The following is a 20,126-nucleotide window of genomic DNA, read 5'->3' as shown; positions in this document are numbered from 1 at the left end:
ATGTCAGACCTTTGCGGTGGTTGCGGGGGCTGCTGTGCTAGGTGCAGATGCAGCGGCTTCCTTGGCGGCGGCTTCGTCTGCGGCCTCTTCGGCCAGGCGCTTGGAGACGGCCCAGCGGAACTGGTTCAGCGCCGCGTCGATGCCGAACGCCACCATCTTGAAATCGGGCGCGAGCGCCAGGCTCTTTTGCTGCGCGGTGATGATGTCGCGGTCTTCGTCGAAGGCATCCACCACGGCCTGGTGAATCTTGCGTGTGACTTCAGGCTGATCGATGGAAAAATTGTGTGGATGCGCAAAGAAGTAGTGCGTGGAGTTTTCGGTCTCCGGCGTGATCGCCTGGCAGCCACGGAACTCGATCGCGCCTTCGCGGTTGCCTTGCTCGGCACCTTGGCCGGTGGGGGCCATGCCCGAGTCCATCAGCAGCGTGGCGGGAATGGTGAAGTTGTAGATGTTCCAGCGATCGACCTTGCCGCCCCAGTCCTTCACCGCTGCGGCAAATGGAGGTGGTTCGATGTCGATGGCCCAGCGGGTGATGCGCACGCCGTTGTCGATGCGGTCCACCTTGGGTTGGCTGGCCGCGTAGTCCGCACCGCCGCCCAGAGTCGTGGGATGCACGAAAGGCAGGTGGGAGAAATCCAGCAGGTTGTCGCAGATGAGCAGGTAGTTCACGTCGTAGTGAATGTAGCCATCGTTGCTGCGCCAGTCGGGATGGTCGAGCCATTGCGTGTCGGGGATCAGCGAAGGGTCGGCCTTGGCTTGGTCGCCCATCCACACCCAGACCCAGCGGTGGCTTTGCACCACAGGGAAAGTACGGACCTTGGCTTGAATCGGAATGCGCTTCTGGGCAGGTGCTTCCACGCACTGGCCGCCTTCATCGAACTTCAGGCCGTGGTACATGCAGCGCACGCAGTCCCCTTCGCGGCGGCCCACCGACAAGGGTGCACCGCGATGGCAGCAGCGGTCTTCCATGGCCACGATCTCGCCGTCGGCCTTTCGGTACATCAGCACCGGCACGCCGATGATGGTGCGAGTGAACATGCCTTCCTTGGTGACTTCATGGTCCCAAGCCGCTACATACCAAGTGTTTTTGATGAACATGGGGTTGTCTCCTGGTTGTCATCCACCGAATCTTTTTGACGGCGTGAATGAAGTCTAGGGTGGTGGAATCCATGTATCAATCGTGCGTACACCATTCATAGAATGAACACCATGCATACAGATCAATTCGACTTGAACTTACTGGCGGTGTTCGATGCGATTTATCAGGAGGGAAGCGTTACGAAGGCGGCGCAAAAGCTAGGGTTAACCCAAAGCGCGATGAGCCATTCGCTGAACCGACTGAGAGCGTATTTCGATGATCCGCTGTTCGTGAAAATCGGCCCGCGCATGGAGCCGACCAGCAGAGCCACGAGCATGCACGCAGCGGTCGCCGATGTGGTCTCGACCGTGCGCGGCCAGATCCTGGTGAGCTCGCGTTTCGAGCCCGCGAAAGCCAAACGGGTGTTTACCCTGAGCATGACCGACATGGGCGAGCTGGTGTTTCTGCCTGCGCTGCTCGCGCGCTTCAAGAAGATCGCGCCGGGCTGCTCCTTGCGCACGATACAGGTGCCCATCGAACAGATCGAAGGCCTGCTGGCATCGGGCGAAGTCGACCTCGCGCTCGGCTCGATTCGCGCCGCGCCCGATGGGCTGTATCAGCAGCGATTGTTTCTGAGTTCCTTCGTCACCATTGCCAGCGCGCGCAACAAGGAACTGGGCACGGAGCTCAGCCGCGAGCAGTTCGAAGCGATGAAGCATGTCGTCGTTTCGTTGACCGGCCGCACCAGCGAGAGCTACGACAAGGTGCTCGAAGAGCAGGGCGTGGCACGCAAGATCGCCGTGGTCACGCCGCACTTTCTGATGGTGCCTCTGCTCATCGACCGCCATCCCGATCTGCTCGCCACCGTGCCGCGCGAACTGGCCGATGTGTTCGTCGAATTCGGCGCGGTGCGCATGTTCGAGTCACCCGTGCCGGTGCCGCCGTTTCAACTGAGCCAGTACTGGCACGCCCGCTTTCACAACGACTCCGCCACCATCTGGCTGCGCGAGTTGGTGAAGGAAACCTTCGAGCATTTTCCGCGTGTGGTGACGTGAGCTGCAAACCGTTTCGCGAGCGCCTGCTGCACGCGATGCTGGGCTGGGCGCAGACCCATGGACTGCAGCTTTGCGCAGCGCTTCACAACATCGGGTGCGACCAAAAGGGTGGGCATCGAGGCGTGCGTTGATGCACAAACTGGTGAAGACCGGGTTGAAACACTGCGTACGGGCAAGCCGTTTGGCGCGAAGTTGAATCTTCACGCAGAAAACAGAAAAGCCGTTGAGTTTTCACTCAACGGCTCTGTGTTTGGTGCCCAGGAGAGGACTCGAACCTCCACGATGTTACTCGCTAGTACCTGAAACTAGTGCGTCTACCAATTCCGCCACCTGGGCTTATAAAGTGTTTGCAATTGTAAACTGACCTTGGTGTCAGAAATCCGAATTTGCAAACTTTCTTTTGTCTTCAGCCCCTTGCGGAGCAGAGAAAAAGTTTTCCAGAGAATCACTAAAAAGCTTATCGATTTCGACGGCTTGCCGTTTGTTGTCGTTAAACTTGGTGCCCAGGAGAGGACTCGAACCTCCACGATGTTACTCGCTAGTACCTGAAACTAGTGCGTCTACCAATTCCGCCACCTGGGCATCTCAGGAAAGATTTAGATTGTATATCAAAAAAATGCACTCGCAGCCGTTCTCTGCAAATCAATCGGAAGAGATTGAAGGAACCGTGCAAGGTCATCGCGATGGACATGGGTTTGTCATTCGCGATGATGGTGAGCCAGACATTTATATTCCCCCCAATGAAATGCGCGCCGTTCTGCACCGTGACAAGGTGCGTGTGCGCATTGCGCGCTACGACAAGCGCGGGCGTCCCGAAGGGCGTGTCGTCGAGATCGTCGAGCGTCCTCACAATCCGGTCATCGGCCGACTGCTCAATGAGAGTGGTGTGTGGCTGGTGGCGCCGGAAGACAAGCGTTATGGTCAGGATGTGCTGATCCCAAAGGGTGCCACGGGCACGGCCAAGTCGGGGCAGGTGGTGGTGGTCGAACTGACCGAGCCTCCGGCTCTTTATGGTCAGCCTGTCGGTCGCGTGACCGAGGTGCTGGGCGAGGTGGATGATCCCGGCATGGAGATCGAGATTGCGGTGCGCAAATATGGTGTGCCGCATGAGTTCTCGGCTGCGTGCTTGGGGCTGGCGAAGGAGCTGCCTGAAAAAGTGCGTGCGCAGGACAAGCGCCGCCGCGTCGATCTGACCGACATTGCGCTGGTCACCATCGATGGCGAGGATGCGCGCGACTTTGACGATGCTGTGTATTGCGAGCCCGCGAAGGTGGGCCGTGGCAAGGGTTGGCGCCTGCTGGTGGCGATTGCCGATGTGAGCCACTATGTGGAGACCGGCAACGACATCGATGTGGATGCATATGACCGCGCCACCAGCGTGTATTTCCCGCGCCGCGTGATTCCCATGCTGCCCGAGAAGCTCTCCAACGGTCTGTGTTCGCTGAACCCGGAAGTGGAGCGTCTGTGCATGGTCTGCGACATGCTGATCACGGCAGACGGTGAGGTTCACGCCTACCAGTTCTACCCGGCGGTGATGTTCAGTCACGCGCGCTTCACTTATACGGAAGTGGCGGCGATTCTGGCGAACACGCGTGGTGCGGAGGCGGCCAAGCGCAAGGATCGCGTGCAGGATCTGCTGAATCTGCACGGCGTCTACACCTCGCTGCTGGGCGCGCGCGGCAAGCGTGGCGCGGTGGATTTCGAGACGACCGAAACGCAGATCGTCTGCGATGAGAATGGCCGCATCGAAAAGATCGTGCCGCGCGTGCGCAATCAGGCGCACCGTTTGATCGAGGAGGCGATGTTGGCGGCCAACGTCTGCAGCGCGGACTTCATCGGGCAATCCAAGCATCCGGGTCTGTTCCGTGTGCATGACGGCCCAACGCCGGAGAAGGTCGACATTCTGCGCGCCTATCTGAAGGCGCTGGGTGTGGGCATGACCGTGAGCGACGAACCGAAGACGGGCGAGTTCCAGGCGATTGCGTCTGCGACCAAGGACCGTCCGGACGCGCAGCAGATCCACACCATGCTGCTGCGCTCGATGCAGCAGGCGATCTACTCGCCCTACAACAGTGGTCACTTCGGCCTGGCGTTCGAGGCCTACACGCACTTCACGAGCCCGATCCGTCGCTATCCCGACCTGCTCGTGCATCGCGTGATCAAGGCGATCCTGAGCAACACCAAGTACAAGTTGCCGACGCTGCCGGAGCAGGGCGAGGCCTACGACAAGCTGGTCAAGCGACTGGCGGGTCGCGTGAAGGACCCTGACATCAAGCCGCTGTCGATGTCGGCGCGGCGCGAACTCGAAGCCTGGGAAGCCGCTGGACTGCATTGCAGCGCGAACGAGCGCCGCGCGGACGAAGCCAGCCGCGACGTGGAAGCGTGGCTCAAGTGCCGCTACATGCGCGAACATCTGGGCGAGGAATACAGCGGCGTGGTCACTGCGGCCACGACGTTCGGCATCTTCGTGACGCTCGACGAGATGTATGTCGAAGGGCTGGTGCACATCACCGAACTCGGTGGCGAGTACTTCAAGTTCGACGAGGTGCGCCAGGAACTGCGTGGCGAGCGCACCGGCATCCGCTACTCGATCGGCACGCGCGTGCGGGTGCAGGTCAGCCGCGTGGATCTGGACGGTCGCAAGATCGACTTCCGTCTGGTGCGTGACGACATCGAGCTGGCTGCCGCAGCTGCAGCCAATCGCTCGCGCCCCGGTGCTGGCAAGGCCGCTCGCGTGCCGTCGCGTCCTGATGATATGGTGCGTGCACGTGGCAGCGATGCGCCTCGTGCGGGCAAGCCGAGTCGCGGCAAGGATGGTGGCAGTAACGGCAACGGAAATAGCAATGGTGGTGGTGGCGGCAGCAAGCAGGACAAGTCTGCGCGCGGCCCCAAGGCGACCGTCAACAAGAAGGCTTCGCGCAAGAGCGCGAGCAAGGCACGCAAATCACAGCGATGATTGCAGCGATGATCGCGGGTTGGGTGCAGTCACAATAAAACGGAGACATGTCGGAGATGGTGGATAGCAAGAAGTCGAAGGTGGCGCTCGTCACGGGCGCTGGTTCGGGCATTGGCAAGGCGGCGGCACTGGCGCTGCTGGCCGATGGTTGGCAGGTGGTGTTGACAGGTCGCCGCGAGGCACCACTCGCCGAGGTAGCGGCGCAATCGGGTGCGGGTGATCGCGCTCTGGTGGTGACCTCTGACGTGACCGATCCCGCTTCGGTGCGCAACGTCTTCGACGCGGCGGTCAGCGCGTTTGGTCGGGTGGACTTGCTGTTCAACAACGCCGGCATCGGCGCTCCGGCAGTTCCGCTTGAAGACCTGTCGATCGAGGACTGGAAGGCGGTTGTCGATACCAACCTGAACGGCATGTTCTACTGCATCCAGAACGCCTTTCGCGTGATGAAGACGCAGGTGCCGCGTGGTGGCCGCATCATCAACAATGGTTCGATTTCCGCGCACACGCCGCGTCCCAATTCGATTGCCTACACCGCCACCAAGCATGCGGTGATGGGTCTGACCAAGACCGCATCGCTCGATGGTCGCAAGTACGACATCGCCGTCGGCCAGATCGATGTGGGCAATGCCGGAACCGAACTGGCGCAGCGCCTGACCCAAGGCGTGATGCAGGCCCATGGCGCAGTGGCCGAGGAGCCGCTGATGGATGTGGGAATCGTCGGCCAGTCCGTGCTCTACATGGCGAATCTGCCGCTCGAAGCCAATGTCATGTTCCACACGGTGATGGCGACCAAGATGCCATTTGCTGGCCGTGGGTAGGCGGCGCACCTCCATAGCTTGGTTGCTTGCGGCGATCTGCTCGGTTGCCGCTTTCCCTGTGAATGCGCAAGTGGCTGCGTCGCCGGATTTCTCCGCAAAGCTCAACGATCCCGATGGCATGGCGACGCGCACCTTGGCGTGTACGACCTGTCATGGGGCGCAGGGCAAATCCACGACCAGCGGCTACTTTCCGCGCATTGCGGGCAAGCCGGAAGGTTATCTCTACAACCAGCTTCTGAATTTTCGGGATGGGCGACGCGCCTATCCGACGATGTCGTATCTGCTGGAAAACCTGACCGACGACTATCTGCGCGAGATGGCGGGGCACTTTGCTTCTTTGCAGGTTCCGTATCCGCAGCCGCCTGCGCCGACCGAACCCCCGTCCGTGCTGGAGCGTGGCCGCAAGCTGGTGTTCGAGGGCGATGCCTCGCGTTCGCTGCCTGCCTGTGTGCAATGCCACGGTTCCGCGATGACGGGTGTTCAGCCGTTTGTTCCGGGGCTGCTGGGTTTGCCGCGCGACTATCTGAATGGGCAATTGGGCGCATGGCAAGCGGGCAAGCGACACGCGCATGAACCCGACTGCATGGCGGCCGTGGCCAAGCAGATGACGCCCGAAGATGTGAGTGCGGTGTCGGCCTGGTTGTCTGCGCAGCCGATCACCAACGGCGGCAAGCCGGCCGAGCGCCATGAGCCGCCGCTGCCGATACGCTGCGGCGGCATGGAGGTGGCTGGGAAATGAAGCGCTCCATCAAGATTATTAGTGTGCTGATCGGCTTGGCTGTGGTCGCGGGCTTTGCCGTGCAGCAGTTGAACCGCGTTGGCGAAGCGCCATTGGAAGCAAGCGAGTCGGTGCAGATTACGCCTGCGTTGGTCGCCAAGGGTGAATATCTGGCGCGCGCGGGCAATTGCATGGCCTGTCATACCGTGGCTGGTGGTGCAAAGTTCGCGGGTGGACGGGCGATCGAGACGCCGTTCGGCATCATCTATTCGACCAATCTCACTCCGGCCTTGCGCAGCGGCATTGGCGAATGGACTTCGTCGGAATTCTGGCGCGCCATGCACAACGGACGCGCGCGCGATGGGCGTTTGCTCTATCCGGCGTTTCCGTACACCAGCTACACGCAGGTGACGCGCGAGGATTCCGATGCGATCTGGGCCTATCTGCGCAGCATTCCGGCGGTCGATCAGGCCAATCGGGCGAATGCGCTGGATTTCCCGTTCAACACGCAGGTCGCTCTGGCAGGGTGGCGGGCGATGTTTTTCCGTCCAGCCAGCTTCGAGGCCGATGCCAAGAAATCGGCGGACTGGAATCGCGGTGCCTATCTGGTGCAGGGGCTGGGGCATTGCGCCGCCTGTCATACGCCGCGCAATGTACTAGGTGCCACGCAAGATGGGGCGGCGTTTCGCGGCGGGCTGATTCCGGTGCAGAACTGGTATGCGCCTGCGCTCAACGCGCCTCAGGAGGCGGGTGTGGCCGCTTGGTCTCAGGCCGATGTGGAGCGTTTGCTGAGGGTGGGCACTTCGCCGCACGCCACCGTTTCCGGGCCAATGGCCGAGGTGGTGTTTCGCAGCACGCAGTATCTGAATGATCAGGACCTGCGCTCCATGGCGACTTATCTGCGGGAGTTGCCGCAGCAGCAGGTCGCTGTGGAGAAGGTCGATGCTCCCGGATCGCGCACCATGGAGTTGGGAGCCTCCGTTTATCGGCAGAACTGTGCCTCCTGTCATGGTGACAAGGGGCAGGGCGATGGCGAGTCGTTCCCGGCGCTCGCGGGCAACCGTGCGGTGACCATGCACAGTCCCACCAATGTGGTACGTATGGTCTTGAATGGCGGCTACATGCCCGCAACTGCCGGAAATCCACGTCCGCAGGGCATGCCACCTTATCTGCATGTGCTCAGCGACAAGGAAATTGCAGCTGTGGTCACATTCATACGCAACGCTTGGGATAATCAGGCTTCTTCGCTGGATGCGACCGACGTGTACCGCGTGCGCGAGCGCCGTGGCTCCTGATGCGAAGCCCCCGATATTGTGTTGAATGACTGTGATGACCGATTTGCCCATGCCGGCGGCTGATGAGACCGCCATTGATATTCGCCCTGTGCGGCGTGTGATCTGCCTGTGTGCGGCCTGGTGTGTTGTCTGCAACCAATACCAGCCGCAGTTCGAGGCGTTGGCCGCGCAGTATCCTGAGGTCGAATTCCGCTGGGTCGATGTCGAGGATGAGGAAGAGGCAATGGGGGACTACGAGGTGGAAACCTTTCCGTCACTGCTGATTTCCGAGGGCAGCGAGGTGCGCTTTCTCGGGCCGGTGCTGCCGCAGATTGGCCTGATCAACACCTTGCTCAGGCGCTTGATGCAAGAAAAGGCGCAGTCGGCCGATGTGCACGCCGCGCCTTTGCTTGAGCGGCTTGCAAGCACAGGATCGTGAATGTTTTGCGACCATCACCAATGCAAAATGCATGCCGTGCTGCTATGCAGAAACTTGTAATCGGGCTATAATGCTGTCTTCACGACCAAACGGGCGGGTTCCAACCGCCCTTTTTTTTGGGCGTTTGCTTTTGGCATCAAGTGATTTCAAGAGCGAACCCTTGGCTTGTGCATTCGAGAAACAGGACAGAGCGCATACGTGGCATTGCAGCAAATCGTTGAACAAACCGTGACCGGGCTGGGCTATGACCTGGTGGAGATTGAGCGCTCCGCAGGCGGCCTCTTGAGAATCACCATTGACCTTCCGTGGCAACCGACTGCCGGGGAGGAGCCAGCGGCTGAGCAATTCATCACGGTGGAAGATTGCGAAAAGGTCACCCGCCAGTTGCAATTCGCGCTGGAAGTCGATGCGGTGGATTACAACCGCCTCGAAATTTCGTCCCCAGGAATTGACCGTCTCCTGCGTCACGAGATGGACTTTCAGCGTTTTGAAGGCGCAGAAGTCGATGTCACGCTCAAGGAGCCCGTTGGTGAAGCCGGTGGCGGTTTGATCAACGCCAATCGCAAGAAATTTCGCGGCACGCTGGAGCGGGCCGAAAACGGTGGCTGGCAAGTGGTCTGGAGCGATGCGCCTCCGGTCAAGCCAGGTCAGCGTGTGAGCAAGAAACGTGAGCCCGCGCCGCTGCAGGCACTGGGGTTCACCTTTGATGAATTGCGGGAGGCGCGCCTTGCGCCCATTGTGAATTTCAAGGGGCGGAGCGCCAAACCAGGCCAGCAGGCGGGTTGAACGTTTGAAATATACGGGGACGGCATCGCATGGATGCGGGTGCTGCCTCAAAGTGATTGAAACAGGAGAGTCGTCGAAATGAATCGCGAATTGTTGATGTTGGTTGAGGCCATTTCGCGTGAAAAGAATGTCGAGCGCGATGTGGTGCTGGGTGCCGTCGAGTCCGCTCTGGCGCAGGCCACCAAGAAGCTCTATCCGGGCGAGGTGGATATTCGCGTGGCTATCGATCGCGATAGCGGTAATTACGACACTTTCCGTCGTTGGGTCGTCGTGCCTGACGATGCGGGTCTGCAGAATCCCGACGCTGAAGAGCTGTTGATGGACGCGCAGGACCGCGTGGCCAATATCGCTGTGGGCGAGTACATCGAAGAAGAAGTCGAATCCGTGCCGATCGGCCGTATCGGTGCGATGGCCGCCAAGCAGGTCATTCTGCAGAAGATCCGCGACGCCGAGCGCGAAATGCTGCTCAACGACTTCATGAGCCGTGGCGAGAATATCTTCACCGGCACCGTCAAGCGCATGGACAAGGGCGACATCATCGTCGAGTCCGGCCGCGTCGAAGGTCGCCTGCGTCGCGGCGAAATGATTCCGAAGGAAAACCTCCGCAACGGCGACCGCGTGCGCGCCCAGATCATGGAAGTGGACCTGACGCTGCGCGGCGCGCCGATCATCCTCTCGCGCTCTGCGCCCGAGTTCATGATCGAGCTGTTCCGCAACGAAGTGCCCGAAATCGAACAAGGTCTCCTCGAGATCAAGAGCTGCGCTCGCGATCCGGGCAGCCGTGCCAAGATTGCCGTGCTCTCGCATGACAAGCGCGTGGACCCCATCGGTACTTGCGTCGGCGTGCGTGGCACCCGCGTGAATGCCGTGACCAACGAACTCGCCGGCGAGCGCGTGGACATCGTGCTGTGGTCCGAAGACCCGGCCCAATTCGTGATCGGCGCTCTGGCGCCTGCGAATGTGTCCTCCATCGTCGTGGACGAAGAAAAACACGCCATGGACGTGGTGGTGGACGAGGAAAACCTCGCGATCGCCATCGGCCGCGGCGGCCAGAACGTGCGTTTGGCTTCCGACCTGACGGGTTGGAAGATCAACATCATGGACGCTGCCGAATCTGCCCAGAAACAGGCCGATGAAACCAGCGCCGCACGCCAGCTGTTCATGGAAAAGCTGGACGTGGATGAAGAAATCGCCGACATCCTGATCGAGGAAGGTTTCAACAGCCTCGAAGAAGTGGCCTACGTACCGCTGCAGGAAATGCTGGAAATCGAAAGTTTTGATGAAGATACCGTGAATGAGCTGCGCGTGCGTGCCAAGGACGCTCTGCTCACCATGGAAATCGCACGTGAAGAGAGTGTGGACGGCGTTTCGCAAGATCTGCGCTCTCTGGACGGCCTGACGCCTGAACAGATCGACAAGCTGGTTGAGGCCGGCGTGAACACTCGTGATGATCTCGCCGACCTGGCCATTGATGAGCTGACCGAACTGACCGGCCAGACTGCTGACGAAGCGAAAGCCTTGATTCTGAAGGCGCGTGAGCACTGGTTTACTGGGCAAGAGTAAAGGTCAAGGAGGTACAAGCACAATATGTCGAGCAATACAGTCGCCGAGTTCGCCGCCGAACTCAAAAAATCCCCTGCCATGCTGCTGGATCAATTGAAGACCGCTGGTGTGGCAAAGGCATCTCCGAGCGATGCCCTGACCGAGGGTGACAAGCAAAAGCTGCTTGCCTATCTGCAGGCCAGCCATGGCACGTCTGGTGCAGATCGCAAGAAAATTACTTTGGTGAAAAAATCCACTAGCGAAATCAAGCAAGCTGATGCCACAGGCAAAGCTCGCACAATCCAAGTTGAAGTGCGCAAGAAGCGTACTTTCGTCAAACGCGAAGACGGCACCGAAGTTCCGTCCGATGCAGGTTCGGAGTCCGCCGCCGCAGTGCACGAAGACGTCGTATCCGCCGAGGACCAGGACTTGGTTCGTCGCGAGGAAGAAGCGCGCCGCAATGCCGAGCTGATCGGCCGCCAGGAAGAAGACCTAGTTGCGCAGCGCCGCGAACGCGAAGAGCGCGAGCGCCGTGACCGCGAAGCCGAAGAGCGCGCTGCTGCCTACATGGCTGCGGAAGCGGGCAAGAAGGCCGCGGAAAACGCTGCTCGCAAGGAAGCTGCTGCCGAAGCCGCTGCCGAAGCCGAAGCGCGCAACAAGGCACAGGCCGATGCCCGCGCCAAGGCCGAGGCTGAGTCCAAGGCGCGTCAGGCGGAGGAAACCGCTCGCGCAGCCGATCTGGATGATCGCCGCAAGAAGGCTCTGGCTGAAGCCGAAGCCATTCGCGCCATGATGGCCGCTCCCAAGAAGGTGCTGGTCGCCAAGAAGCCCGAGGAGCCGAAGCCGGTTGCCAAGCCTGCTGGCGCCGATGCCAAGAAGGGCACGCTGCACAAGCCCGCTACCGGTACCGGTGGCGCTGGTGCGCGCACCGCCGCAGCGGCTCCTGCAGCCGGTGCTGGTGTTGGCAAGGACGGCAAGGAAGTCAAGTCCGCCAAGCTGTCATCCAGTTGGGCCAATGACGGCGCGAAGAAGAAGGAAATCAAGACCCGTGGCGATGCCTCGGGTGGCGTGAACAATCGCTCCAACTGGCGCGGTGGTCCGCGCGGTGGTCGTCGTGGCGGCAATGACCGCAACGATCATCATCAGCAACATGCTCAGGCCGAATTCCGCGCCATTGAAGTGCACGTGCCCGAGACCATCACGGTCGCGGAACTGGCGCACAAGATGTCCGTGAAGGCCGGTGAACTGATCAAGATTCTGATGAAGATGGGCCAGATGGTCACCATCAACCAGATGCTGGACCAGGACACGGCCATGATCGTGGTCGAGGAAATGGGTCACACCGCCAAGGTGGCTGCTCTGGACGATCCGGAAGCATTCACTGCGGAAGAAGTCTCCAACTCGGAATCCGAACAGCTGCCGCGCGCACCTGTGGTGACCGTGATGGGTCACGTCGACCACGGCAAGACCTCGCTGCTGGACTACATCCGCCGCTCCAAGGTGGCGGTGGGCGAAGCGGGCGGTATCACGCAGCACATCGGTGCCTACCACGTGGAAACTCCACGCGGCATCGTGACGTTCCTCGATACCCCCGGTCACGAGGCCTTCACGGCCATGCGTGCTCGCGGTGCTCAGGCAACCGACATCGTGATTCTGGTGGTGGCTGCCGACGACGGCGTCATGCCCCAGACCAAGGAAGCCATCAAGCACGCCAAGGCTGCGAATGTGCCCGTGGTGGTCGCGATCACCAAGGCCGACAAGCCCGATGCCAACCCGGACCGCGTCAAACAGGAACTGGTTGCCGTTGAAGTGGTGCCTGAAGAATACGGTGGCGATTCGCCATTCGTGTCCGTGTCGTCCAAGACCGGTGCAGGCATCGACGAGCTGCTCGAGCAAGTGCTGCTGCAAGCTGAAGTGCTGGAGCTCAAGGCTCCGGTCGACGCCGCAGCCAAGGGTCTCGTGATCGAAGCCCAGCTCGACAAGGGCCGTGGTTCCGTGGCGACCGTGCTGGTGCAGTCCGGTACGCTCAAGGTGGGTGACATTGTTCTGGCAGGTCAGACATTCGGCCGCGTTCGCGCCATGCTGGATGAAGACGGCAAGCAGACCAAGGAAGCCGGTCCTTCGATCCCTGTCGAAATCCAGGGCTTGAACGAAGTTCCGCAGGCCGGTGACGACTTCATGGTGCTGAGCGATGAACGCCGCGCCCGTGAAATCGCGACCTACCGTGCTGGCAAGTTCCGCAATACCAAGTTGGCCAAGCAGCAAGCTGCGAAGCTCGAGAACATGTTCTCCGAAATGGGTGCGGGCGGTGCGGTGCAGACTCTGCCGCTGATCATCAAGGCCGACGTGCAAGGCTCGCAGGAAGCTCTGGCTACCTCGCTGCTCAAGCTGTCCACCGACGAAATCAAGGTGCAGATGGTCTACTCCGGCGTGGGTGGCATCAGCGAATCCGACGTCAACCTGGCGATCGCCTCCAAGGCCATCATCATCGGCTTCAACGTTCGTGCCGACGCGCAAGCTCGCAAGACCGCTGAAGGCAACGATGTGGACATCCGCTACTACAACATCATCTACGACGCAGTGGATGAAGTGAAGGCGGCCATGTCCGGCATGCTGGCTCCCGAGCAGCGCGAAGAAGCCATCGGTACGGCCGAAATCCGCACCGTGTTCGTGGCCTCCAAGATCGGTACTGTTGCCGGTTCCTACGTCACGTCCGGCGAAGTCAAGCGTGGCTGCAAGTTCCGTCTGCTGCGCGAAAACATCGTCATCTACACCGGCGAAGTCGAATCGATCCGCCGTCACAAGGACGATGTCAAGGAAGTCAAGGAAGGCTTCGAGTGCGGTATCAAGCTGCGCAACTACAACGACATCAGGGAAGGCGATCAGCTCGAACTCTTTGAAATCAAGGAGATCGCACGTACGCTGTAAAGCGTCGTGCAGGAGCGAAGCAAGAGCATGGCAGCGAAGAAATCCTCCACGCCCAACCGCGGTTTCAAAGTCGCGGATCAGATTCAGCGCGATCTGTCTGAACTGATCCGCGAGTTGAAAGACCCGCGCATCGGCATGGTGACCCTGCAAGGCGTCGAAGTGACGCCCGACTACGCACACGCGAAGGTATTCTTCAGCGTGCTCGTGGGCGACGCAGAAGCGACCGGAGAAGCCTTGAACCAGTCCGCAGGTTTCCTGCGCAACGGTTTGTTCAAGCGTCTGCACATCCACACCGTGCCTACGCTGCACTTCCATTTCGACCGCACCTCCGAACGTGCGGCCGACATGAACGCCTTGATCGCCAAGGCTGTTTCGTCGCGCGCCAAGGAAGACTGAGCATGAACGCGCCACGCACAAGGGTGCAGCGCCGCCCTGTGCATGGGGTGTTGCTGCTCGACAAGCCGCTGGGTTGGTCCAGCAACGACGTCCTGCAAAAGGTCAAGTGGTTGTTGCGCGCCGAAAAAGCCGGTCACACAGGTACTCTGGACCCACTCGCCAGCGGCGTTTTGCCGCTGTGCTTTGGTGCGGCCACCAAATTCAGCCAACTGCAGCTCGAAGCCGACAAGACGTACGAGACCATCGTGCGCCTTGGCGTCACGACGAGCACGGCCGATGCCGAAGGTGAAGTGCTGCAGACGCGCCCCGTGCAATGCACGCTGGGCCAGGTCGTCGAAGTGCTGGACCGCTTCATGGGCCCGATCGCGCAAGTGCCTCCGATGCACAGCGCGCTCAAGAAAGACGGCAAGGCGCTCTATGAATATGCACGCGAAGGCCAGACGGTCGAGCGTGCCGCGCGCCATATCGTGATTCACGAGCTGGAGATGCTCGACGTGCAACTGGAGGGCGATGAGCCCTTTCTGCATCTCAAGGTCTGCTGCTCCAAGGGCACCTACATCCGCACGCTGGGTGAAGACATAGGCGAAGCGCTCGGCTGTGGCGGCCACTTGAAAATGCTGCGCCGCATCGGCACCGGCGGCATTGGAGTAGAGCGCTGCGTGAAGCTCGCAGATCTCGAAGCCATGCCCGAAGACAAACGCATGCAGCATGTGCATCCGGTCGAGACACTTTTGAACAAGCACACAACTGTCACGCTCGATAGCGAAAATGCCGGGCGTTTTCTGTCGGGTCTGCGCCGTCGTGGCGATTGGCCCGATGCGGATGCCGTGGCGGTGTTTGGCGAAGAGCCACGCGCGCTGCTGGGAGTAGGTCACGTTACGGGAGGAGAGTTGGTACCAGACCGCCTTCTCAGCCCGATTGAAATTCAACAAATTCTGGGAAACTCGCCGCGGGTTGAACGCGGCACTTTGGAAACCACGCTATGAGCACTCAAATCCGCAACATTGCGATCATCGCGCACGTTGACCACGGCAAGACCACCATGGTTGACCAGCTGCTGCGTCAGTCCGGCACATTCGCCGAGCACGAAAAAGTCGTCGACACCGTCATGGACAACAACGCCATCGAACGTGAGCGCGGCATCACGATTCTGGCCAAGAACTGCGCGGTCAGCTGGAACGACACCCACATCAACATTCTCGACACACCCGGTCACGCGGACTTCGGTGGTGAAGTGGAGCGTGCTCTGTCGATGGTCGACGGCGTGGTGCTGCTGATCGACGCGCAAGAAGGCCCCATGCCCCAAACGCGCTTCGTGACGAAGAAGGCGCTGGCGCTGGGTCTGAAGCCCATCGTGGTGGTGAACAAGGTCGACAAGCCAGGTGCTCGTCCAGACTACGTCGTGAACGCGGCTTTCGACCTGTTCGACAAGCTCGGCGCGACCGACGAGCAGCTCGACTTCCCCGTGGTGTACGCCTCCGGCATCAACGGCTGGACTTCGCTTGAAGAAGGCCCTGCTGGCGAACAATGGGGTCCCGACATGTCGGCCCTGTTCGACACCATCCTCAAGCACGTGCCTGCCGTCAAGGGGGACGCATCCGCTCCGCTGCAAATGCAGATTTCCGCGCTCGACTACTCCACCTTCGTGGGTCGTATCGGCGTGGGCCGCATCAACGCCGGTACTTTGAAGCCCGGTCAGGACGTGCTGGTCATGGCCGGCCCCGATGGCGCAACCTACAAGGGTCGCGTCAACGAAGTGCTGAAGTTCCAGGGTCTGGAGCGCGTCAAGGTGAGCGAAGCCGGTCCTAGCGACATCGTGCTGGTCAACGGTATCGAAAACGTCGGTATCGGCGAAACGCTGACCGATCCTTCGAACCCACAGCCGCTGCCGATGCTCAAGATCGACGAGCCTACGCTGACCATGAACTTCTGCGTGAACACCTCGCCACTGGCAGGTCGTGAAGGCAAGTTCGTGACCAGCCGCCAGATCTGGGATCGTCTGCAAAAGGAACTGCGCTCCAACGTGGCCCTGCGCGTCAAGGAAACCGACGAAGACGGTATCTTTGAAGTGGCTGGTCGCGGTGAACTGCACTTGACCATTCTGCTGGAAGAAATGCGCCGCGAAGGCTACGAACTGGCCGTGTCCAAGCCACGCGTCGTGTTCCGCGAAATCAACGGCGAAAAGTGCGAGCCAATCGAACTCGTGACCGCCGACCTGGAAGAAGGTCACCAAGGCGGCGTGATGCAGGCACTGGGCGAGCGCAAGGGCGAACTCGTGAACATGGAACCCGATGGCCGCGGTCGCGTCCGTCTGGAATACCGCATTCCTGCACGTGGCCTGATCGGCTTCACCAACGAATTCCTGAACCTGACACGCGGTTCCGGCCTGATCTCCAACATCTTCGACAGCTACGAGCCACACAAGGGCGACATCGGCGGTCGCAAGAACGGCGTGCTGATCTCCATGGACGACGGTGAAATCTTCACCTACGCCCTGGGCAAGCTCGACGACCGTGGCCGCATGTTCGTGAAGGCGGGCGATCCCGTGTACGAAGGCATGATCGTCGGTATCCACAACCGCGACAACGACCTGGTGGTGAACGCCACGCGTACCAAGCAGCTCACCAACTTCCGCGTGTCCGGCAAGGAAGACGCGATCAAGATCACGCCTCCGATCGACCTCACGCTGGAATACGGTGTGGAGTTCATCGAAGACGACGAGCTGGCAGAAATCACACCGAAGTCGGTGCGTCTGCGCAAGCGTCACCTGAAGGAACACGATCGCAAGCGCGCCTCGCGCGACTGATCATGGGCTGCATGCTATGCATGCTTCTGCCAAGAAAAGCGCAGCTCGCAAGAGCCTGCGCTTTTTTGCGTCCAGATTCGGGGGATCAGGCAGCTGAGGTTTCCGCGTCGATCTCTGCCAGCAACGCGGCGAGCTTCAGTTGTGGATTCAGCCGCGCATCGAGCACATGGGCCAGCATGGTCTCAGCAGAGCCTTGAATCTGCGCAGGCGATGCGCTGTCCGCACCGTGCAAGATGAACGGCGGCAGGTAGGTCATGCCGATCAGATTGGCCGTCTGCTGCAGCGGCTTGAGGATTTCGCTCATCGCATAGTGGTTGTAGGCACCTGCCTGATAGGAGTCGGCAGGCCCGCCGGTCGAGATGCAACTCAGCCATTCCTTGCCGTGCAGCGCCTTGCCGGTCGAGCCATAAGCCCAGCCGTAGGTGAGCACATCATCGAGCCACTGCTTCATCAATGGCGGCACCGAGTACCAGCGCAGCGGGTGCTGGAACACGATCCGGTCATGCGCTTCCAGCACGGCTTGCTCCAGTGCGACATTGATTTTCCCGTCTGGATAGAGTTCGTATAGCCTGCGTACGGTGATCGATGACTCGCTCGCAAGTCGTTCTCCCCATGCACGATTGACACGGGATTGTTCAAGATGCGGGTGAAACAGATTGACGACGGTATTCATGCGAAAGATCCTGAAAGTGATTGCAGTGCAGGCAGTCTAGAAGTCGCTGGCCCATCGAAACAGACGCGGGTTGGCAATTCATTCGTGCTGTAATTGCACGAGTTCTCTGGCCCTGCCTCTGCTGGAAGGCGTCTTCATGTCACCACTCGCTCATGATTCCGTTTCGCTCGATCCAGAAGACCTGCTGCGTTTTCTGGCGGTGGCCGATGCAGGGAGTTTTCAGGCGGCGGCAGATCGTTTGCTGGTCGATCGCTCCGTGCTCTCGCGGCGTGTGGCAGCGCTCGAAAAAGCTTTGGGCGTGCGCCTGCTCAGGCGCAGCACGCGGTCGCTGTCGTTGACGGAGGCGGGCAGTGCGATTGCAGTGCGCGCCCGCAAGCTGCAGTCCTTGCTCGACGAGGTGCAGCAGATCGCCGACGACACGCAGTAGGAGGCGCGCGGGCTGCTGCGCATCACGTCGTCCACGCACTTTGGCAGTCGCTGCGTGATGCCCGCGCTGCTTCAGTATCAGCGGCTGTATCCGCAAGTGACCATCGACCTCGAACTCGACAATCGCCGCACCGACCTCACCGCCGAAGGCTTCGATCTGGCCGTGCGCATTGGTGAACCAACCGACTCCTGGGGCATCGCGCGCAAGCTGTGCACCAATCACGTGTGTCTGGCTGCATCGCCGGAATTCCTCAAGCGACACAGTTTGATCAACAGCCTCTCGGATTTGACGGCGTTGCCAGCGGTGTCATACGCCGCCGAGGGCTTGCGGTTCGCGCAATTGGAGCATCTCGACGACACGGGATCACTGCGCGCATCGCCCATGCAGATCGTCTTCTGGTGCAACAACACAGAGGCGCTGCTGCAGGCCACGCTCGCGGGCATCGGTTGGGGCTGCATGTCGCGCTTTCTGGCGCATGAGGATCTGGTGTCGGGGCGGCTGGTGCAACTGCTCCCCGATGTCAGAATGCCGCCCTACAAATCCGTGTATGTCGTGTATGGACAGCGGGAGTTGCCGTTGCGCGTGCGGCTCTTTCTGGAAGTGCTTGAAAGCAGCGTGGCGCAATGGGCGGCATGGAAGGGGTGATATCGCACCAATTTGGTGCGGTTCCCTTTTGTCGCCAAAGCTCGATCAAGGTGCATGAATCGGCTTGTCGATAGGAATATTGCACTGGTTTGGATGGCTGTATAGATGATGGCCCCGCTTTGGCGCATTTTTTGCTTGATTGCAGTGCGTTGCGTATCTCGAACGCAAGTTCGCACCAACAAGTACCAAATTTGAGCTGGAGTGTGAGATGGATGCACTTAAACAGGGCGCGGATGCCTTGTTCATTTTGATGGGCGCGGTCATGGTTCTGGCCATGCATGCGGGGTTTGCATTTCTGGAGCTGGGCACCGTTCGGGGCAAGAATCAGGTCAATGCACTGGTCAAGATCCTGGTCGATTTTTCGGTTTCCACCGTGGTGTATTTCGCGGTGGGGTATGCGGTGGCCTATGGCACGGGGTTCTTTGTGGGGGCCGAGCAGCTGGCGCAGAACAACGGCTATGCGCTGGTCAAGTTCTTCTTTCTGCTGACGTTTGCGGCGGCCATTCCGGCGATCATTTCGGGCGGCATTGCGGAGCGGGCCAAGTTTTGGCCACAACTGATCGCCACGGCCGTGATTGTTGGGTTCGTGTATCCGTTCTTCGAAGGGATCGCATGGAACGGGCACTTTGGCGTGCAGGCGTGGATCAAGTCGCTGACGGGCGTGGAGTTCCATGACTTCGCGGGCAGCGTGGTGGTGCACGCTGTGGGTGGCTGGATTGCGCTGGGTGCCGTGTGGCTGCTGGGCGCGCGCCGCAATCGCTACCGCCGTGATGGCGGCATTGCTGCGACGCCGCCGTCGAGCATTCCGTTTCTGGCGCTGGGCGCGTGGATTCTCACGGTGGGCTGGTTCGGTTTCAACGTGATGAGTGCGCAGACGCTGGACAAGATTTCCGGTCTGGTGGCCGTGAATTCGCTGATGGCCATGGTGGGCGGCACGCTGGCGGCTTTGGTGATGGGCAAGAACGACCCCGGCTTTGTGCACAACGGTCCGTTGGCGGGGCTGGTGGCGGTGTGCGCGGGCTCCGACCTGATGCACCCCATTGGTGCGCTGGTCGTGGGCGCCGTGGCTGGCGTGCTGTTCGTCTACATGTTCACGCTCACGCAGAACAAGCTGAAGATCGATGACGTGCTGGGTGTCTGGCCACTGCATGGGTTGTGCGGCGCGTGGGGTGGCATCGCGGCGGGCATCTTCGGAGCCAAGGCCTTTGGCGGGTTGGGCGGGGTGCATTTGGGCGCGCAGCTCATCGGCACGCTGATGGGGGTGGCCTGGGCGCTTGCCGGTGGCTTTGTGGTCTATGGCGTGCTCAAGAAAACCGTGGGGCTGCGCCTGACGCAAGAGGAGGAATTCGATGGTGCCGACCTGTCGATCCACCGCATCACCTCGTCACCCGAGCGCGAAGGCAACTGGTAAGACTGTATCTGCCAAAGGGGCTTTGCGATGTCGGAAGCTGGCATTTATAGCCCAGTTCGTTGATGCACTTGGGTTGTAAGAATGCACATCGTAAACCCTGCTGATTGTCTCCAGATGTGAGGATATGCTTCGCGGGCGATGCACCTACCCGGGGCATCAGCGGCTGTCTGAACA

At 60.4% G+C, this 20,126-nt stretch carries 17 protein-coding genes and 2 tRNA genes; 15 read left to right on the top strand and 4 right to left on the bottom strand.

The window, feature by feature from the left end; translation table 11 throughout:
- Positions 1 to 3: 3 nt before the first annotated feature.
- Positions 4 to 1,098 carry an aromatic ring-hydroxylating dioxygenase subunit alpha gene (locus G7048_RS01635; protein ID WP_166066495.1) on the bottom strand — a complete coding sequence of 365 codons (1,095 nt, stop codon included), beginning with the start codon at positions 1,096 to 1,098 and terminating at the stop codon, positions 4 to 6.
- A 111-nt stretch (positions 1,099 to 1,209) separates the two neighbouring features.
- On the opposite strand from G7048_RS01635, the gene G7048_RS01630 reads away from it, so the two are divergent.
- Positions 1,210 to 2,133, top strand: coding sequence for a LysR family transcriptional regulator (locus tag G7048_RS01630; protein ID WP_166066494.1), 924 nt, complete (start codon positions 1,210 to 1,212; stop codon positions 2,131 to 2,133).
- A gap of 251 nt (positions 2,134 to 2,384) precedes the next feature.
- Here G7048_RS01630 and G7048_RS01625 read toward each other — a convergent pair.
- Positions 2,385 to 2,469: transfer RNA gene (locus tag G7048_RS01625), tRNA-Leu, on the bottom strand.
- Positions 2,470 to 2,630: 161 nt separating this feature from the next.
- Positions 2,631 to 2,715, bottom strand: a tRNA-Leu gene (locus G7048_RS01620).
- A gap of 34 nt (positions 2,716 to 2,749) precedes the next feature.
- Between G7048_RS01620 and rnr the strand changes: the two genes are divergently transcribed.
- From rnr to typA, 11 genes are all read left to right on the top strand, one after another.
- The gene (rnr, locus tag G7048_RS01615; RefSeq protein WP_205750372.1) at positions 2,750 to 5,089 is read left to right on the top strand and encodes a ribonuclease R; all 2,340 of its coding nucleotides are present in this window, start codon (positions 2,750 to 2,752) and stop codon (positions 5,087 to 5,089) included.
- Between the two features lie 56 nt (positions 5,090 to 5,145).
- Positions 5,146 to 5,907: an SDR family oxidoreductase gene (locus G7048_RS01610; protein ID WP_166066492.1), complete on the top strand. Its 762-nt coding sequence runs from the start codon at positions 5,146 to 5,148 to the stop codon at positions 5,905 to 5,907.
- Positions 5,908 to 5,965: 58 nt separating this feature from the next.
- Positions 5,966 to 6,646, top strand: a complete 681-nt coding sequence (locus G7048_RS01605) for a cytochrome c (protein ID WP_371747605.1) — start codon at positions 5,966 to 5,968, stop codon at positions 6,644 to 6,646.
- The gene (locus tag G7048_RS01600; protein ID WP_166066491.1) at positions 6,643 to 7,920 is read left to right on the top strand and encodes a cytochrome c; all 1,278 of its coding nucleotides are present in this window, start codon (positions 6,643 to 6,645) and stop codon (positions 7,918 to 7,920) included. The genes G7048_RS01605 and G7048_RS01600 overlap by 4 nt, the downstream gene beginning before the upstream one ends.
- Before the next feature lie 34 nt (positions 7,921 to 7,954).
- Positions 7,955 to 8,338 carry a thioredoxin family protein gene (locus G7048_RS01595; protein WP_240933125.1) on the top strand — a complete coding sequence of 128 codons (384 nt, stop codon included), beginning with the start codon at positions 7,955 to 7,957 and terminating at the stop codon, positions 8,336 to 8,338.
- A 198-nt stretch (positions 8,339 to 8,536) separates the two neighbouring features.
- A complete protein-coding gene (gene rimP / locus G7048_RS01590; RefSeq protein WP_166066490.1) occupies positions 8,537 to 9,124 on the top strand; it encodes a ribosome maturation factor RimP in 588 nt (195 codons plus the stop codon).
- 78 nt (positions 9,125 to 9,202) lie between these two features.
- A complete protein-coding gene (nusA, locus tag G7048_RS01585) occupies positions 9,203 to 10,687 on the top strand; it encodes a transcription termination factor NusA (protein ID WP_166066489.1) in 1,485 nt (494 codons plus the stop codon).
- Between the two features lie 24 nt (positions 10,688 to 10,711).
- A complete protein-coding gene (gene infB / locus G7048_RS01580) occupies positions 10,712 to 13,594 on the top strand; it encodes a translation initiation factor IF-2 (protein ID WP_166066488.1) in 2,883 nt (960 codons plus the stop codon).
- A gap of 27 nt (positions 13,595 to 13,621) precedes the next feature.
- A complete protein-coding gene (gene rbfA, locus G7048_RS01575) occupies positions 13,622 to 13,990 on the top strand; it encodes a 30S ribosome-binding factor RbfA (protein ID WP_166066487.1) in 369 nt (122 codons plus the stop codon).
- 2 nt (positions 13,991 to 13,992) lie between these two features.
- Positions 13,993 to 14,976 (top strand): tRNA pseudouridine(55) synthase TruB, encoded by a 984-nt coding sequence (gene truB / locus G7048_RS01570; protein WP_166066486.1) that lies wholly within the window; start codon positions 13,993 to 13,995, stop codon positions 14,974 to 14,976.
- On the top strand, positions 14,973 to 16,796 hold the full coding sequence (typA, locus tag G7048_RS01565) for a translational GTPase TypA (protein ID WP_166066485.1): 1,824 nt from the start codon (positions 14,973 to 14,975) through the stop codon (positions 16,794 to 16,796). The genes truB and typA overlap by 4 nt, the downstream gene beginning before the upstream one ends.
- 85 nt (positions 16,797 to 16,881) lie before the next feature.
- On the opposite strand, the gene G7048_RS01560 is transcribed toward typA, so the two are convergent.
- Positions 16,882 to 17,469, bottom strand: a complete 588-nt coding sequence (locus tag G7048_RS01560) for an NAD(P)H-dependent oxidoreductase (RefSeq protein ID WP_166066484.1) — start codon at positions 17,467 to 17,469, stop codon at positions 16,882 to 16,884.
- 136 nt (positions 17,470 to 17,605) lie between these two features.
- Between G7048_RS01560 and G7048_RS01555 the strand changes: the two genes are divergently transcribed.
- From G7048_RS01555 to G7048_RS01545, 3 genes are all read left to right on the top strand, one after another.
- Positions 17,606 to 17,896, top strand: coding sequence for a LysR family transcriptional regulator (locus tag G7048_RS01555; RefSeq protein WP_166066483.1), 291 nt, complete (start codon positions 17,606 to 17,608; stop codon positions 17,894 to 17,896).
- A gap of 57 nt (positions 17,897 to 17,953) precedes the next feature.
- Positions 17,954 to 18,541, top strand: a complete 588-nt coding sequence (locus G7048_RS01550) for a substrate binding domain-containing protein (RefSeq protein WP_240933124.1) — start codon at positions 17,954 to 17,956, stop codon at positions 18,539 to 18,541.
- 208 nt (positions 18,542 to 18,749) lie between these two features.
- Complete coding sequence (locus tag G7048_RS01545; protein WP_166066482.1) at positions 18,750 to 19,952, top strand: ammonium transporter; 1,203 nt, start codon at positions 18,750 to 18,752, stop codon at positions 19,950 to 19,952.
- The last annotated feature ends 174 nt before the right edge of the window (positions 19,953 to 20,126 follow it).

The organism is Diaphorobacter sp. HDW4B (assembly GCF_011305535.1).
In the GTDB taxonomy this organism is placed as follows: domain Bacteria; phylum Pseudomonadota; class Gammaproteobacteria; order Burkholderiales; family Burkholderiaceae_C; genus Diaphorobacter_A.
Note: the sequence above shows the minus strand (reverse complement) of the source record. Positions and strands in the feature narration are given on the sequence as shown.

Bases quoted from the DNA above. Each gene is read 5' to 3' on its own strand.
- G7048_RS01555 (WP_166066483.1), top strand. From the start codon at position 17,606: ATGTCACCACTCGCTCATGATTCCGTTTCGCTCGATCCAGAAGACCTG.
- G7048_RS01630 (WP_166066494.1), top strand. From the start codon at position 1,210: ATGCATACAGATCAATTCGACTTGAACTTACTGGCGGTGTTCGATGCG.
- G7048_RS01550 (WP_240933124.1), top strand. From the start codon at position 17,954: ATGCCCGCGCTGCTTCAGTATCAGCGGCTGTATCCGCAAGTGACCATC.
- rnr (WP_205750372.1), top strand. From the start codon at position 2,750: ATGCACTCGCAGCCGTTCTCTGCAAATCAATCGGAAGAGATTGAAGGA.
- rbfA (WP_166066487.1), top strand. From the start codon at position 13,622: ATGGCAGCGAAGAAATCCTCCACGCCCAACCGCGGTTTCAAAGTCGCG.
- nusA (WP_166066489.1), top strand. From the start codon at position 9,203: ATGAATCGCGAATTGTTGATGTTGGTTGAGGCCATTTCGCGTGAAAAG.
- G7048_RS01600 (WP_166066491.1), top strand. From the start codon at position 6,643: ATGAAGCGCTCCATCAAGATTATTAGTGTGCTGATCGGCTTGGCTGTG.
- G7048_RS01635 (WP_166066495.1), bottom strand. From the start codon at position 1,098: ATGTTCATCAAAAACACTTGGTATGTAGCGGCTTGGGACCATGAAGTC.
- infB (WP_166066488.1), top strand. From the start codon at position 10,712: ATGTCGAGCAATACAGTCGCCGAGTTCGCCGCCGAACTCAAAAAATCC.
- G7048_RS01545 (WP_166066482.1), top strand. From the start codon at position 18,750: ATGGATGCACTTAAACAGGGCGCGGATGCCTTGTTCATTTTGATGGGC.
- G7048_RS01610 (WP_166066492.1), top strand. From the start codon at position 5,146: ATGGTGGATAGCAAGAAGTCGAAGGTGGCGCTCGTCACGGGCGCTGGT.
- typA (WP_166066485.1), top strand. From the start codon at position 14,973: ATGAGCACTCAAATCCGCAACATTGCGATCATCGCGCACGTTGACCAC.
- truB (WP_166066486.1), top strand. From the start codon at position 13,993: ATGAACGCGCCACGCACAAGGGTGCAGCGCCGCCCTGTGCATGGGGTG.
- G7048_RS01560 (WP_166066484.1), bottom strand. From the start codon at position 17,469: ATGAATACCGTCGTCAATCTGTTTCACCCGCATCTTGAACAATCCCGT.
- G7048_RS01595 (WP_240933125.1), top strand. From the start codon at position 7,955: ATGACCGATTTGCCCATGCCGGCGGCTGATGAGACCGCCATTGATATT.